General features: G+C 68.5%; 16 protein-coding genes. 6 read left to right on the top strand and 10 right to left on the bottom strand.

Annotation, left to right across the window (positions count from 1 at the left end; all coding sequences use genetic code 11):
* Positions 1 to 13 precede the first annotated feature (13 nt).
* Entirely contained in the window at positions 14 to 895 is an 882-nt protein-coding gene (locus FJV46_RS06565) for a DUF8692 domain-containing protein (RefSeq protein WP_126130653.1), read from the top strand.
* Here FJV46_RS06565 and FJV46_RS06560 read toward each other — a convergent pair whose 3' ends face one another.
* Positions 896 to 1,159 (bottom strand): hypothetical protein, encoded by a 264-nt coding sequence (locus FJV46_RS06560; protein WP_087028798.1) that lies wholly within the window; start codon positions 1,157 to 1,159, stop codon positions 896 to 898.
* A 156-nt stretch (positions 1,160 to 1,315) separates the two neighbouring features.
* Here FJV46_RS06560 and FJV46_RS06555 point away from each other — a divergent pair, with 156 nt between their 5' ends.
* The gene (locus tag FJV46_RS06555) at positions 1,316 to 1,750 is read left to right on the top strand and encodes a helix-turn-helix domain-containing protein (RefSeq protein ID WP_087028800.1); all 435 of its coding nucleotides are present in this window, start codon (positions 1,316 to 1,318) and stop codon (positions 1,748 to 1,750) included.
* Here FJV46_RS06555 and FJV46_RS06550 read toward each other — a convergent pair.
* Positions 1,724 to 3,004: a PucR family transcriptional regulator gene (locus tag FJV46_RS06550; RefSeq protein WP_087028801.1), complete on the bottom strand. Its 1,281-nt coding sequence runs from the start codon at positions 3,002 to 3,004 to the stop codon at positions 1,724 to 1,726. The genes FJV46_RS06555 and FJV46_RS06550 overlap by 27 nt on opposite strands.
* Positions 3,005 to 3,270: 266 nt before the next feature.
* Between FJV46_RS06550 and ald the strand changes: the two genes are divergently transcribed.
* Complete coding sequence (gene ald / locus FJV46_RS06545; protein WP_087028803.1) at positions 3,271 to 4,383, top strand: alanine dehydrogenase; 1,113 nt, start codon at positions 3,271 to 3,273, stop codon at positions 4,381 to 4,383.
* Between the two features lie 72 nt (positions 4,384 to 4,455).
* Here the strand turns inward: ald and FJV46_RS06540 are convergent, their stop codons facing one another.
* The gene (locus tag FJV46_RS06540) at positions 4,456 to 5,283 is read right to left on the bottom strand and encodes a GAF and ANTAR domain-containing protein (RefSeq protein WP_087028805.1); all 828 of its coding nucleotides are present in this window, start codon (positions 5,281 to 5,283) and stop codon (positions 4,456 to 4,458) included.
* A 247-nt stretch (positions 5,284 to 5,530) separates the two neighbouring features.
* Between FJV46_RS06540 and FJV46_RS06535 the strand changes: the two genes are divergently transcribed.
* Positions 5,531 to 6,091 (top strand): NAD(P)H-dependent oxidoreductase, encoded by a 561-nt coding sequence (locus tag FJV46_RS06535; protein ID WP_087028807.1) that lies wholly within the window; start codon positions 5,531 to 5,533, stop codon positions 6,089 to 6,091.
* Between the two features lie 115 nt (positions 6,092 to 6,206).
* Here the strand turns inward: FJV46_RS06535 and FJV46_RS06530 are convergent, their stop codons facing one another.
* The 3 genes from FJV46_RS06530 to FJV46_RS15200 form a co-directional block, all read right to left on the bottom strand.
* On the bottom strand, positions 6,207 to 6,398 hold the full coding sequence (locus FJV46_RS06530) for a hypothetical protein (RefSeq protein WP_087028809.1): 192 nt from the start codon (positions 6,396 to 6,398) through the stop codon (positions 6,207 to 6,209).
* Positions 6,399 to 6,445: 47 nt separating this feature from the next.
* Positions 6,446 to 7,417 carry a lantibiotic dehydratase C-terminal domain-containing protein gene (locus FJV46_RS06525; RefSeq protein ID WP_087028810.1) on the bottom strand — a complete coding sequence of 324 codons (972 nt, stop codon included), beginning with the start codon at positions 7,415 to 7,417 and terminating at the stop codon, positions 6,446 to 6,448.
* Between the two features lie 85 nt (positions 7,418 to 7,502).
* Complete coding sequence (locus FJV46_RS15200; RefSeq protein ID WP_158250146.1) at positions 7,503 to 7,643, bottom strand: hypothetical protein; 141 nt, start codon at positions 7,641 to 7,643, stop codon at positions 7,503 to 7,505.
* Between the two features lie 370 nt (positions 7,644 to 8,013).
* On the opposite strand from FJV46_RS15200, the gene FJV46_RS06520 reads away from it, so the two are divergent.
* Both FJV46_RS06520 and FJV46_RS06515 read left to right on the top strand, forming a co-directional pair.
* Positions 8,014 to 8,982, top strand: coding sequence for a helix-turn-helix transcriptional regulator (locus FJV46_RS06520; protein WP_087028812.1), 969 nt, complete (start codon positions 8,014 to 8,016; stop codon positions 8,980 to 8,982).
* 63 nt (positions 8,983 to 9,045) lie between these two features.
* Positions 9,046 to 10,338 carry an aminotransferase-like domain-containing protein gene (locus FJV46_RS06515; RefSeq protein ID WP_232008519.1) on the top strand — a complete coding sequence of 431 codons (1,293 nt, stop codon included), beginning with the start codon at positions 9,046 to 9,048 and terminating at the stop codon, positions 10,336 to 10,338.
* 294 nt (positions 10,339 to 10,632) lie between these two features.
* Here FJV46_RS06515 and FJV46_RS06510 read toward each other — a convergent pair whose 3' ends face one another.
* Genes FJV46_RS06510 through FJV46_RS06495 form a run of 4 tightly spaced genes read right to left on the bottom strand, consistent with a single transcriptional unit; the run spans position 10,633 to position 14,761 of the window.
* Entirely contained in the window at positions 10,633 to 10,857 is a 225-nt protein-coding gene (locus tag FJV46_RS06510; protein WP_126130654.1) for a hypothetical protein, read from the bottom strand.
* A gap of 9 nt (positions 10,858 to 10,866) precedes the next feature.
* Entirely contained in the window at positions 10,867 to 12,555 is a 1,689-nt protein-coding gene (locus FJV46_RS06505) for a dihydrolipoamide acetyltransferase family protein (protein ID WP_087028814.1), read from the bottom strand.
* 8 nt (positions 12,556 to 12,563) lie between these two features.
* A complete protein-coding gene (locus FJV46_RS06500) occupies positions 12,564 to 13,538 on the bottom strand; it encodes an alpha-ketoacid dehydrogenase subunit beta (protein ID WP_087028816.1) in 975 nt (324 codons plus the stop codon).
* The gene (locus tag FJV46_RS06495; RefSeq protein WP_087028818.1) at positions 13,538 to 14,761 is read right to left on the bottom strand and encodes a thiamine pyrophosphate-dependent dehydrogenase E1 component subunit alpha; all 1,224 of its coding nucleotides are present in this window, start codon (positions 14,759 to 14,761) and stop codon (positions 13,538 to 13,540) included. Before FJV46_RS06495 ends, FJV46_RS06500 begins: the two co-directional genes overlap by 1 nt.
* Positions 14,762 to 14,800: the final 39 nt, after the last annotated feature.

Raw genomic sequence — 14,800 nt, 5'->3', positions numbered from 1 at the left:
AGATTGGCGACCAATGACGCAGGGAACGGCAGGCAGAGGAAGCGTGGACGTCGTCGTCCATGAGTGGCGGCGGATCCGGCTCTTCCGGGCGTTCCTCGTCCTGATGGTGCCAGTGACTTTTCTCAGCGTGACGAGCTACCTCTTGTGGAGGGCCATCGCCCAGTCGACTCCCGACACCTACCCTGACATCCAGTTCTGGTTCTACTTCTTCGACGTGGGCCGCGAGATAAACGTTCCCACGTGGTTCAGCGCAGGTCTGTGGATCGTGATCGGACTGATCACCGGCTACTACGCACGGCATGCGGCGCAGTTCCGCCTGTCATGGGGTTTCTTCTCGTTCCTCGCGATCTTCCTGTCGCTCGACGAGACACTCGAGCTGCATGAACGGCTGGATGTGATCGGGAGCGAACTGGCTCGGTACATACCGTTCACCATCGGTTTCACCTGGGTCATTCCCGGCGTACTGATCGCTACGGTCCTGTGCGCTCTCCTGCTGCGGCTCGTCCTCTCGCTTCCCCGCCCTGCCCTGCTGGGGCTGGTCACAGCGGGCCTCGTCTTCGTGGGTGGGTCGGTGGGCGCGGAGACACTGTCCGGCATCGTCATGGCCGACGAGGGGTTTGCGCCGTCGTTCTTCGTGCTCACCCTCGTCGAGGAGACGCTCGAGATGACCGGGCTCGCCCTCTGCGTGGCGACTCTCCTGCATCTTCTCCAGCACAAGCCTGTGGAGGACGGGATCGCCTACCGCCTCGCTGCGACGAAGAGCCCGACCCCTGCCTCGCCGCCGACGACGTCCCGACGAGACGCGCCCCGGGACGCAGGAGCCGAGCACGTCCGGGAATCACCCACCCAGGAGCCGGACACGAACGCCGCAGGCGAAGCTCCGACCGTCAGGTGATCAGCTGTACCAGAACCAGTGCGGCGGACGCCATCCGTCGGGAACCGCGTGGGCAGTGAAGAGGCCGCACTCCGAACAGCTGTAACTGGCGCTCGCGGGCAGGAGTTCCGTCGAATGGTTCGCCTGCCGGGCGGGGATGAACTCCTCGAAGATCAGGAACTCGTCGGTGTGGCACTGGGGGCAGGAGGGGGATTCACCTGTGGCCGTGAGCGTGGGGGCGAAGGCAGTGGTGTGTAGGCCTCGTCCGTGATCGATTGTTGTCATGGGACTCACCGTTTCCGTCTTGCAACCAACGCTGGTCGCAAGTAGTAAGGGTACTGATTCGTCTACGGTAGGCTCTCCGCCCCCCTGAACGGAAGCAGATTCTCAGGGCTGTCCGTCGTTGCCACGCGCCCGCACGTCTGCTGACACAATGGCCTCATGACCGTTCGGGCGCCACGATCCGCAGCAACCCTCCCTCCGGAATCTGCCGGGCAGCTGCGCCGGGCCCTCTCGAACAGCCGCGACGTCACGGTCTTCGTGGACGGAACCGCGCATCGCCTTCCCGCGGAGGCGCAGGCGGCCGTCGTCGACCTCCTCTCTCGCCTGGGCGACGGCGATGCCGTCCAGGTGACGTCGGTGTCCGACGTCCTGACCACCGCACAGGCCGCGGAGGTGGCCGGCATCTCCCACAGCTACCTGCGCAAGCTCACGGATGCGGGCACGCTCCCCGTCGAGTACCGCGGGTCCCACCGCCGCATCCGCCGGGCGGACGTCGAGGAGTGGCTGCGGGAGCAGCGTGACCGCCGTGCCGCGGTGGAGCGCGATGGAGCACCCGACACGGACGCGTCAGGTCTGCTCGAAACGGGGCCGTGAGCGCCAGCGCCGGGACTTCAGCGCCAGGTGCAGATCCAGGCGCACCGGACCGGCCAGCGGGTCGGCGCCGATGACCGCGCGGACCCGCGCGAGCCGGTTGTACACGCTGCTCCGATGGAGATGGAGGTGGGCGGCGACGTCCTGCACCGATCCGTTCTTGTCGTAGAGCAGCTCGAGGACCGGCAGGAGCTCGTCCATGCGATCTGCTTCGGCCAGCTCCTCGAAGCGGCCGCTGACGGCGGCCGGCGCCTGCCAGCCCAGTGCCGCAAGGACCTGGTACACCCCGGTGTCCGCGTACGCGCACAAGCTCTCCAACTGAGGATCGACGGCGGCGGCCTGAACCGCGTACTGCGCCTGCAGGTACCCGGCGGCGAGATCACGCGGATCGGCAACAGGCTCGCTGAGGCCCAGGATCAACCGTCCGGGAGCGCGCCCCGTCCGCTTGACCACTTCCATCCTGAAGCGCTCGAGAACCTGGTCCAGGGCAGCGCGGCCGACCGCGCCGTCGCAGAGCAGCACGGCGGAATCCGGCGCTCCCGCGCTGAACAGGACGGGCGTGACCCCGACCGTCGCCTGCAGGGCGAGGGTGCGCTGGAGGAGAGCTGCCTCGTTCGGGTCCTCGCCGCGATACGGCGCGGCTGCGCCCGGCCCGCGCGCCCCGCGGTCGCCATGCCACCGGGCCCGGTCCGGCTCGTCGGCGTGTTCGAACAGCACGGCGAGCCGCCAGGGGCCGCGGCCCCCGAGCTCCCGCCAGCCCCGGAGTTCCTCGGCGGCCGCAGCAACACCCCGGCACCCCGCCAGGAAAGTCGCCTCGCGCTGCACCCGTCGCTCCGAGGATGCAGTGTCCGTCTCGAGCAGCAGCTCCGCGAGGTGATCGATGACGGGGCGGACGGCAGGCAGGGTCGCGAGGATGCCTGCAGCAGGATCGTCGCTCGAATGCTGCTGGACCCAGAGGTAGCCCACCCGGAATCCCCGGACGAGGAGCGGCACGCAGACCCGGCCCAGCATTCCCAGCTCCTCGTTGGCCGGCACGGCCACCGCCCGAACGGCCTGCGCGATGCCGTGGCGCAGCTGCCATTCGTTCACGTCGGCCGGAACCCGCTTGCTCAGCAGGAACGCGACGCGGACGCGGTCGGCCGACGTCTGGTGACTGCTGTAGGCGAGCAGGACGCCGTCGGGGTCCTCGAGCGAGAGACCGCGGCCCAACCGCTGGGCGATAGTCTCGACGACATCCTCGATGGCCTGGTTCTGCACAGCCCAAGCGTAGGGGCGTACCCGCCGGCCGGGCGACATTTGCCGCCGCTGGACGCGACATCTGTCGATAGCGCCGCCGGTGCGACCCTGCTAGTGGTCCAGGTCACACGTCAGCCGCCTGCACTCCCGGCGCGGTTTCCCACCTCGCCTGCCGCCGCCCGCCCGCTCCCGAAGGAGGTCGGGGATCGCGGCCTCCTGCCGTACGGGACTGAGCGCTCCTTATCCTTGACCTACCCCATCCGCCCGATCGCAGCCTGGAGAGCCCCATGATCATCGGCGTCCCCAAAGAAGTGAAGAACAACGAGTACCGCGTCGCCATCACGGCATCCGGAGTGCACGAGTTCCGCACCCACGGCCACACCGTCCTCGTCGAGCGCGGCGCCGGGATCGGCTCCAGCATCGTGGACGCCGAGTACGAGGCCGCGGGCGCGGAGCTCGTCGATTCCGCCGACGACGTGTGGGCGCGAGCTGACATGGTGCTGAAGGTCAAGGAGCCCGTGGCCGCCGAGTACCACCGCTTCCGCGAGGGTCTGATCCTCTTCACCTATCTGCACCTGGCTGCCGAGCCCGAACTCACGCGGGCGCTGATCGATGCCCGCGTGACCGCCATCGCCTACGAGACCGTGCAGGACGGCCGCTCCCTCCCCCTCCTCGCCCCGATGTCCGAGGTCGCCGGTCGCCTCTCCGTGCAGGTCGGCGCACAGGTGATGACGGCTCCCGCGGGCGGACCGGGTCTGCTCCTCGGCGGGGTTGCCGGGGTTCGACCGGCGAAGGTGGTGGTTCTCGGGGCAGGTGTCGCGGGGACCAACGCCATGGCGATGGCGGTGGGAACCGGCGCGGAGGTCACGATCCTCGACATCGACATCGCGCGACTCCGCGAGATCGATGCCCGCTACGCGGGCCGCGTGAAGACCGTGGCCTCGAACTCGCTCGAGATCGAGACGTCCGTGCTCGAGGCGGACCTCGTCATCGGCTCCGTCCTCATCCCCGGCGCCCGCGCACCGAAGCTCGTCACCAACGCGCTCGTGGCACGCATGAAACCCGGCAGCGTCCTCGTGGACATCGCCGTCGACCAGGGTGGCTGCTTCGAGGACTCGCGCGTCACCACGCACGAGGAGCCCACCTTCGCGGTGCACGGCTCGCTGTTCTACTGCGTGGGCAACATGCCCGGCGCCGTCCCGAACACCTCCACATACGCCCTGACCAACGTGACCCTCCGGTACGCCGTCGCCCTGGCGGACAAGGGCGTACGGGGTGCGTTCGACGCCGACCCCACCCTCGCCCGCGGGCTGAACGTCGCCGCGGGCCAGGTGGCCCACCACTCGGTGTCGGAAGCTCACGGCCTCGATCTCGCGGAGGATCCGGCAGCGCTCGTCTGATGCCTTGGGCCGCGAGGCGCCGGCGTCCGGGGTGCCGCAGGTGGCTGGGTACCGCGGGCGGCTGGGGCGCCGTCAGGCAGGATCGAAGTGCGCCCGGGGAACGGATCCGTTGAGTCCCGCCACCATTCCGGCAGCCAGCACGCGCAGCTTCACATTGCGGGCGTTGGACGCGCGGCGCAGCTTGTCGAAGGCGTCCTTCTGGGAGCAGTTGTCCTGACCCATGATGATCCCGATGGCGAGGTCGATCTCCGTGCGGGTCTGCAACACGGAATGGAGGTCCTCCGCCGTGGCTGCATGCTGGGCCACCCGGACCGCGAGCCTGAGTGCCTGGGACGCCTGCACCGTGAAAGCCCGCGCGACCCTCCTGTACTCCGGGCTGAAGACGGCGGCGTTCTCCGCGTACAGGTTCAAGGCGGCCCGGGCCTGCCCCTCGAGATCCAGCGGGAGGCAGAACATGGCGCTGACGCCGTTCCGGGAGATGTGCTCCATGAACTCGGGCCAGCGCCCCTCGACCTCGACCTCGGGGATGAACACCTCGTCGTGGACACGAAGCGCATAGAGGCACGGGCCGTCGTTGTGTTCGTACTGGACCTCGTCCATGGCGCGGGCCCGATCGCCGCTGCTGGCGACAGTCAGTTGTTCGTTCGGAGAGCGTTGCAGGGTGATGCCACAGAAGGTCTCGCCCTCCGAGCCGAGCGTGCGGGCCGTGAACTCGGCCAGCTCCTGCAGGAAGGCCCGGACGTCGGGGTGATCCACCAGAAGGTCCTGCAAACGGGCGGCGGACTCCGCAGGAGGGAGGGCCTCGACCTCCTGCGCGACCATGTGGAGCCGCCGGTTCGGTGAGCCGTCGTCGTCACCGCGCCTCGACACGCCTCGCATTTCCTCGGGCAGTTCTTCCATGCAATCACCACCTCGGTCCGCGTCCGGCCGGAACCGATGTCCTGCCAGTATACATGTCAGTCTACAAGGACCGTCCCCCGCCGCTCCGCCCGCTCTCCGGAGCGGGCACGAACTCCCGCACGGACAGCTGTCCCCGTCCCTCGATGGAATAAAAGCGGATCGCAGTCCGCTGGGACGTTCGGGCGCTCACACGTGCCCCACACGCCCCGCCGGCCCTGCCGCGAACCCACCACCCCTGGAGATCCGCATGACCACCACAGTCCTCACCCTTGTCGGAAGCCTGCGCGAGGGCTCCATCAACCGCCAGCTCGCAGAGGCCGCTGCCGAGCATGCCCCGGAGAGCGTGGACGTCCTGACCTTCGACGGCCTCGCCGACATCCCGTTCTACAACGAGGACATCGACAACGACGTGGACCGGCCGGCCAGCGCCGAGAAGCTGCGCACGGTCGCGGGAAACGCGGACGCCTTCCTGCTGGTCTCCCCCGAATACAACGGCACCATGCCCGCCGTCCTGAAGAACGCCATCGACTGGTTGTCCCGCCCCTTCGGCGCCGGAGCGCTCTCCAGCAAGCCCGCGGCCGTGATCGGCTCGGCCTTCGGCCAGTACGGCGGGGTGTGGGCCCATGACGAGGCCCGTCGCGCCCTCGGCGTCGCGGGCGCCCTCGTGGTCGAGGACGCGAAGCTCTCGATCGGCGGGTCCATCACGCGTTTCGCCGAGCTGCACCCGAAGGACGACGCCGAAGTGGTTGGCCAAGTGACGGACGTGCTCGAAGCGCTGGCGGGCGCGGCAACTCCGGCAGGAGTCTGACCCCGCTGCATCAGAGGCCAAGAAGGACGCCGGGCAGCGCGCCGGCGTCCTTCTCTGCTATCGGCGTCCTTCACTGCTATCGGGGATTGAGCGGACGGCTGCACCCTCCGGCCGGTCAGTGCCAGAGGCTGTCCGCCCAGGCGGCGTCGCGCAGGTAGTCCCGTGCCGCGCCGATCTCCCAGAGCTGTCCGTGCGGCTCGAGCACGCCGCTGTCCTGCATCGACGCGACCGCCTCCGACGAGCATCCGAGGGCCTCGGAGAGATCGGCGGGGTCCGTGGCCAGTACGAGGGTATTCCTGGGATTCATGATGGGGTCCTTCGCTCGTCGGTTGCTCGGGAAGCTTCGTCCTCGCACTACAGCGGGTGCCGCGTCGCGGTATGGTCCGCCCCGGGTGTCCAGGTCCGGGCGTACAGCCCGAGTGCCGCTTCCTCGCGCGCCACGAATCCGAGACGGTTGAGGGCCATGTGCGCCTGGTACACCGTCAGATGCTGTGCACTGCGACTGACCCTGACCTTGTCCGCACGGTAGAGGTAGGTGTCGAGCGCGCGGTACCAGCGCCGTCGCCAGTTGTGGACGGCCGATTCCGAGGCCGTGGCGGCCATGAGGGCGTGGAAACCAGTGGCCTTCGAGGCCACCTGGGCCGTCATCGCCTCGCGCACGCTCGCAGCACGGGGGCCGACGTCGGCCGTGCAGGTCCTCAGGTGGCTGTCCCAGTAGAGGTCCCAGGTCAGACGACGGCGATCGGGCCAGCCGGCCGAGCGCGGTCCGCGCATCATGCCCTGGGCCGCGTCGAACAGCACCAGGGCTCCGAGCGCGGAGCGGCTCTGCATGCGGGGGAATCGCTGGTTGGCCCAGAGGGCGAGTTCGGAGCTGAGTTCGAAGACTTCTTCCGCGAGGTGCAGTCCCTCGACTCCACCGTATTTCACCAGGTTCGACTCGAGCTGGGGGTCGGCCATCTCCGACCCACCGGAGTAGTAGGTGTTGCTGGCCGGCGCGGTGTAGTGCTGGCGCACTGCCAGGAGCGGGCGGGCCGTTGCACTGCCGGCCTCGAGGACCCGCTCGAAACCGCGGAGCCGCTCGAGAACACGGGGGTGTGCATGGATGCTGAGTCGGATCTGGCTGACGATCCCCGTGGAGGCATCCTCGCCCCGGGTGAAGTACCAGCGTTTGGCGCCGAGCGCCTGCGCCTGCGCCACCAGCGGGGTGATCAGCTCTTCGACGATGCCGTCCGCTACATCGAAGCCACCCGTGGAGAGGGAGAGATGCCACCACTGAGTGCTGACGACCGTCCGTGAGGCGGTTCGCACGGCTGTCAGCTGACTCATGGCACTCTCCTTCAGGGTCTGTGATCACCCCCGCTGGGGCGGGCTCTGAATGCGGCGTCCGGGCTCTAGTCCGGCGCCGCGTGTCTTACTTGGGCCAGTCCCAGCTGCTCGCCGAGACCGACGCCTTAGGCCAGTCCCAGCTCGCGGCACTGACGGAGTGACCTGCCGGCGCAACAGTTCCTACAAGGATCAGCAGTCCTGCAGTTGTGCCGAGTACCTTCTTCATGAGGATCCTTCCGTGCCCGTCTCCAAGAGGTCGAGCTGCCCACACTGCTGTTCCGCAGCGACCGTGTCCGTCGGAGTCCGTGGATTCCTGGTGACCGGCTCCATCAGAATGTCCGCCTGGTACAGGTAGTGTCCAGCTGTACGAGTGGCCGTTTGCGGACATGACGCGTAGAGGACTCGGAGCGGACGAGGCAGGAGGCGGCGGTCCGACCGGATCGGGTTCCCGGGCCGGTAGATCCGCGGAATTGCACGGAGATGACGGCAATCCTGCTGAGGAGAATTGCCAGGCCGTCCTGGGTGTCATTAACTGGACATGTCATGTTTTTCACCACCTCGTCGGCTGCCGGCGGGTAGGCGGACAGGGAGAGTTCATGCTGGATGCGACGTCGCTCGAGGTCTACCGCTACGCCGTGGGCCATCCGGGCTGGACGCGCTCCGAGGTCTCGGAGGCACTGGGCTTGACGCTCAGGCGCATCGACGACGCCGTCGGCGAGCTGCGCGCCCGCCGCCTCCTCAGCCCGCAGGCCGGCAGCGACGACGGCCTCGTCGCGGTGTCACCCGACGTAGCCCTCGCGGACCTCGTGGATGCCGACGAGCGCGAGATGCAGGACCTCAAGGCACGCATCAGCAGCCAGCGGCGTGAACTGTCGAGCCTCCTTCCCACGTTCCTCGACGCCCGGAAACACGTGCTGGCGAGTACGTCGGTGGAAACGCTCGAGGACCCGCACCTGATCCACCGTGTGCTCATCGACTACGGCCGCGACGTCGCGGAGAAGGTCTACATCGCCCAGCCGGGCCAGGGGTCGACGGCGGACGTCCACGAGGAGAGCGTCCGGAAGGACCTCGAACTGCTCGAGAAAGGCGTGCGACGCCGGACGCTGTACGACACGAGCACGCGCGACCACGTCCCCACACGCAAGGCCGTCGAAGCCATCGCCCAGGGTGGCGGCGAGTTCGGCGTCCTGCCGTTCATCCCGCTGCGCATGCTCATCTTCGACGAGAAACTGGCGCTGGTGGGGCGCCAACTGTCCCGGGAGGACAAGGCTGCCCTGGTCATCAGGGACCACAGCCTCATCAACATCTTCACGCAGCTGTTCGAGATCGCCTGGGAGATCAGCGAGTCCTTCCTCGCGCCGGTGCAGGTGGAAAGCCCACTCAGCAGCCTGCAGCGCTCCATTCTCCAGGGACTCGCGAACGGCCTGTCCGACGAGTCGATCGCACGCCGCCTCGACATCAACGTGCGGACGTGTCGTCGGCACATCGCCTGGATGCTCGAGACGCTGCGCGCCGACAGCAGATTCCAGGCCGCGCTGAAGGCCCGCGATGCCGGCTGGGTGTGACGCGGCACGCAGGTGAAGGCAACAGCCGTTGCCTCTTGGTCAACCCCGGCCTAGACTCTGGGCGTGACGACCTCCCGCGAATCCTCCGACCTCCTGCCTGCCGAGACCGAGACGGCCCTCGATCGCGCCATCGACTCCGCAGCGCGCCACGAAGGCCTGTTCTCCCTGCGCGCGGCCAACATCAAGCAGTCCGCCGTCCGCGACGTGTTCGACATCTCCATTCGCCCGGGGCTCGTGTCCCTCGCGGGAGGCAGCCCCTATCTGAAGTCCCTGCCCCTCGAGGACCTCGGCCGCACCGCCCAGAGGATCATCGCGGAGCACGGGCTCGAGGCCCTCCAGTACGGCGGGGGCCAGGGCATGGAGGAGTTGCGTCGGCTCGTCTGCGACGTCATGGCCGCGGAGGGCATCGAGGGAGCGAACCCCGAAGACATCGTGATCACCACGGGCTCCCAGTCCGCGCAGGATGTCGCGGCGAAGGTCTTCTGCAATCCCGGAGACGTGATCCTCTGTGAGGACCCGACCTATGTCGGCGCACTGAACACCTTCGAGGCGTACGAGGTGGATGTCGTCACCGTCCCGATGGACGAGAACGGCCTGATCCCGGACGAGCTCGAACGGATCATCGGCGAACTGCAGGAGCAGGGCCGCACGATCAAGCTGCTGTACACGATCCCCAGCTTCAACAACCCGAGCGGCATCACGCTGGCCGCCGACCGCCGCCAGCGCGTGGTGGACATCTGCCGCGACAACACCATCCTGGTCCTCGAGGACAACCCCTACGGCATGCTCCGCTTCGACGGCGAACCGCTCGAACCCATGCGGGCCCACAATCCCGACGATGTCATCTACCTCGGGTCCTTCTCCAAGATCTTCGCACCCGGCGTGCGCCTCGGCTGGGCACTGGTACCCAAACACCTCTACCGCCGGTTCTACCTGGCCTGCGAGGCCGTGGTGCTCTGCCCCTCGCCGCTCACCCAGATGCTCGTCACCGCGTACCTCACCGACTACGACTGGCGCGGCCACCTGCAGGCGATGCGCAGTCTGTACCGCGAGCGGTGCGACGCCATGCTCGGCGCTCTCGCCGAGGAGTTCCCCGACGGCGTCCACTGGACCACTCCCGACGGCGGGTTCTTCGTCTGGGTCACCCTGCCCGAGGGAATCGACACCTACCCGCTGCTGTACACGGCGATCGACGCCGGCGTCGTCTTCATCCCGGGCGCCGCCTTCTCACCGTCCGACGAACCCTCGAACAAGCTGCGGCTCGCTTTCAGTGCTGTCTCCCCCGAGGACATCGTGGAGGGCGTGCGGCGTCTGGCACCGATCCTGCGGAGCGCGATCGAGGAGAACCGGGCCTGACCTCCAGCGGCGGCTCGACCGCGGCACTCCGGCCCGCACGGCGACGTCGGGCACCCGCACAGCACCGATCTCGCGCACCCGGCCCGGCAACCCGTCCCGACGACCGCGCCGAGCCCGGACGCTCCCTCAGCGGGATACCCCGCTGGTTCCTGCACGCACTTCTTCGGCCTCGCGGCGTGTCACCCTGCGACACGCCTGGTTTCCGCTCGGTCGGCGTCAAAAGCCGTGCGCGACGACGCAGGCCGCACCACGTGCACGACGACGCGGGCGGCGCCACGTGCACGACGCGAGGCGTCAGCGAGGCGGCCGGCGCTGCTGACGCGCCGTGACGGCGAGGGAGATCAGGGCCGCGATGATCACCAGGATCGACAGGCGAGCCACGGTGCCGAGTCCCGGGAAAGCGATCTGCAGCAGGCTCGACGCGACGAAGCCGATCGCGATGACGAGCAGCAATCGACTCATCGGGTAGCGCGGTCCGGCTCGGCGCTGCGGCTCCTCGCCGGGCGACTGCTGGTTCATGCAACCACCCTAGTCGAGTAGCAGCGCCGGCTCTTCGAGGATGGACGCGACGTCGGCCATGAAGCGGGCACTGAGGTCCCCGTCCACCACACGATGGTCGAAGGACCCTCCCAACGTGGTGATCCAGCGGGGAATCACCTCGCCGTCGAGTACCCAGGGTTTCTGCTTGATGGTGCCGAACGCCACGATGGCCACCTCGCCCGGGTTGATGATGGGCGTACCGGTGTCGATGCCGAGGGCCCCGATGTTGGTGATCGTGAGCGTCCCGCCCTGCATCTGTGCGGGCTGCGTCTTCCCTGCCCGCGCCGTCGTCGCCAGCTCGTTCAGTGCGAGGGCGAGTTCCTTCAGCGAAAGATCCTGGGCATCCTTGATGTTGGGCACCATGAGACCGCGCGGGGTCGCGGCGGCGATGCCGAGGTTCATGAAGTGCTTGACCAGGATCTCCTCGTCCGACCACGTGGCGTTCACCGATGGGTTCCGTGCGGCAGCCCAGATGACGGCCTTCGCGAGGATCAGCAGGGGCGAGACCCTGATGCCCTCGAAGTCGCGGCTCGCCTTGAGCCGCTTGACGAACTCCATGGTCCGCGAGGCGTCGACGTCCACGAAGATGCTGACGTGCGGCGCCGTGAACGCACTCTGCACCATGGCCCGGGCCGTGGCCTTGCGGACTCCCTTGACCGGAATGCGCTCGATCCGACCGCCCCCGAGGAGCGAACGGTCCTCCCAGAAGGAGTCGGCGCCGTCCTGCTCGGCCTCACGCTGGGCCTGGTAGCTCATGAGGTCCTGCTTCGTCACCTCACCCGCGGACCCGGTGGCCGGGACGTCGGCGAGGTTGATCCCGAGATCGCGCGCCGCCTTGCGCACCGGGGGCTTCGCGAGCACGCGGTGGATCAACTGGTTCAGCGGATTGACCCGCCCCGGCGCGCCGGTGCCTGCTGACGACGGCGTCGCCTGCGTCGCGGGTGCGGCCTGCGACTGCGCGGCGGCCGGCTGGGTGGTACTCGGCTGCATGGTCCTCGACGCCCGGTTCGCCGTCGCCGTCCGGCCGGACCCTGCGGTCACCCGCGCATTCCCGTCGGCCGGGGACTGCAGCGTTTCCGGGACCGGGCGATCCGACTCGGCGGCGCGGGCGGGCGACAGCGGCGTCGGAGAGGGCACTCCTTTGCGGGGGCGACGCTTTACCGCGTCAGCCTTGGGGCCGGTGCCGACGAGGGGGCCCGGCGTCGTCTCTGCGGAAGCCGAACCGGGCGCAGTCGCCGCGTCCGGGGTGTCATCACCCGCCTGGGGCCCGGCCATTTCTCCCGGCATCTCCGGCACGGGGACCGGGTCGTCACTGCCGGTCCGGCGGTCGGCAGCACGAGTCCGGGAGCCGTCGCCAGCGCCGTCCGTGGCGCCGTCGTTCCCAGTCTCGGCGGTGCCACCACTGTCGGCGGTGTCACCGGTGCTACCGGTGTCCGCACCGTCCTCGACGGAGATGATGGGCGTGCCGACCTCGATGGTCTCACCCTCGGGCACCAGGAGCTCGGCGACGGTGCCCGCATAGGGCGAGGAGAGCTCCACCAGGGACTTCGCCGTCTCGATCTCGCAGATGATGTCGTTGACGGACACAGCCGCACCGGGCGCGACCCGCCACTGCACCACTTCCGCCTCGGTGAGGCCTTCACCGACATCGGGCAGGTTGAACGTCTTGAGCGTCATGGTGTCCTTCAGTACGCGAAGGCACGGTCGAGTGCCTCGAGGATGCGGTCGATGTCCGGCAGGTACTGTTCCTCCACGCGGGCCACCGGGTAGGGCATGTGGAAACCGCCCACCCGGATCACGGGCGCTTCGAGGGACAGGAACACCCGTTCGGAGATACGCGCCGCGATCTCGCCGCCTATCCCTCCGAAGGTGGGCGCTTCGTGGGCGACGACCAGGCGACCCGTGCGCGTCACCGAACGCTCGACGGTGTCGAAATCGATGGGTGAGATGGACCGGAGATCGATCACCTCGATGCTGCGGCCGTCCTCCTCGGCGGCTGCGGCCGCCGCGAGTGCAACGGGCACGAGCGGCCCGTAGGCGACGACCGTCGCATCGGTGCCGTTCCTGAGGACGTGGGCGGAGAACGGGTCACCGGCCGGGGACGTCGTGTCCACTTCGCCTTTGAGCCAGTACCGGCGCTTGGGTTCGAAGACGATCACCGGATCCTCGCACGCGACGGCCTGCTGGATCATCCAGTAGGCGTCCTGTGGGTTCGACGGCGTGATGATGCGGAGCCCCGCGGTGTGCGCGAACAACGCCTCGGGCGACTCCGAGTGGTGTTCCACGCTCCCGATCCCGCCGCCGTAAGGGATCCGGATCACCACCGGCGCGCTCAGCATCCCGTCGCTGCGGGTCCGGAGCTTCGCGAGCTGCGTGGTGATCTGGTTGAACCCGGGGAACACGAAGCCATCGAACTGGATCTCGCACACAGGCCGGTATCCACGGATTGCCAGGCCGATCGCGGTGCCGATGATGCCTGACTCGGCGAGGGGCGAATCGACGACCCGCAGGGCACCGAAATCCCTTTTCAGACCATCGGTGACCCGGTACACGCCGCCGAGTTCACCGATGTCCTCCCCCATGAGGAGGGTCTTCGGATCGGCGTCCAACGCGGCCCGGAGCCCCTCGTTGATGGCCTTCGCGATGGTCATGGTCGCCATCAGGCATTCTTCCCTTCGTCGGCGAACCCGGCCTCGTACTGCCGGAAGAATCCCAGCTCCTCCTGCACGAGTGCGTGCGGCTCGGCATAGACGGCGGCGAACCGGCTCTCGAGATCCGGAGCCGTCATCGTGAGAACGGCGTCGCGCAGACCGGTGGCCATGACTTTCGCCTCGGCGGCGAGGTCATCGAAGAAGGCCTCGTCCGCGCCTCCCGCAGACCGCAGGTGGGCCTCGAGGCGCACCAGCGGATCGCGCGGCTGCCAGTCCTGCTCCTCGCCGGTCAACCGGTACTTCGTGGGGTCATCCGCCGTGGTGTGGGCGCTCATCCGATAGGTGTACGCCTCGATGAGCACGGGGCCCCTACCGGACCGGGCGTGGTCGAGGGCCCAGCGCGTCACGGCCTCCACGGCGACGACGTCGTTGCCGTCCACGCGGACACCCGGGAAACCGTAGCCCTCGGCACGCTTGGCCAGGGGAACCCTGGTCTGCACCGTGGCGGGGACGGAGATGGCCCACTGGTTGTTCTGGCAGAAGAACACCACCGGCGCGTCGAAGGAGGCGGCGAAGACCATCGACTCATGGACATCGCCCTCCGAACTGGCTCCGTCTCCGAAGTAGGCGATCGATGCTCCAGGGTCGAGGGCGGGGTCCGCAAGCTGGTCCCGCTGCATCCCCATCGCGTAGCCGACGGCGTGGAGGGACTGCGCGGCGAGTACGAGGGTGTACAGATGGAAGTTGTGCTCGCGCGGATCCCAGCCACCGTTCGTCACTCCCCTGAAGAGCCGCAGGATGTCCGCCAGCGCCACGCCCCGGGTCAGGGCCACCCCGTGCTCGCGGTACGTCGGGAACGCGTAGTCCTGGGGCGCCATGGCGCGGCCCGATCCGATCTGCGCTCCCTCCTGCCCGGCGAGCGGCACCCACAGCGCCAGCTGACCCTGGCGCTGGAGAGCAGTGGACTCCTGGTCGAAGCGACGAATGAGGTACATGTCGCGGTACAGCGAGCGGAGGTGGGCGGGATCGGAGGAGAGGTAGGGGGAGAAGTCGACCGGCGCACCGCCGATCTCCGCAGTCAGGCCTCCTGCCATCGAACCGTCAGGACGAAGGACCTGCAGCATGCCACCCTCGGGTTCCTGCTGGCTGAAGCCGTCCTGATGCGCAGCCTGGGCTGTTCGCACCACGTCCTCGACCTCGAACTCCGCTGCCGGCAAACGGCTGCCGCTCATCCCTCGCTCCTCACCCGACCCTGTACATTCCCCGCGAGG

The sequence above is a fragment of the Arthrobacter agilis genome, assembly GCF_006494655.1.
GTDB classification, from domain to species: Bacteria; Actinomycetota; Actinomycetes; order Actinomycetales; family Micrococcaceae; genus Arthrobacter_D; species Arthrobacter_D agilis.
Note: the sequence above shows the minus strand (reverse complement) of the source record. Positions and strands in the feature narration are given on the sequence as shown.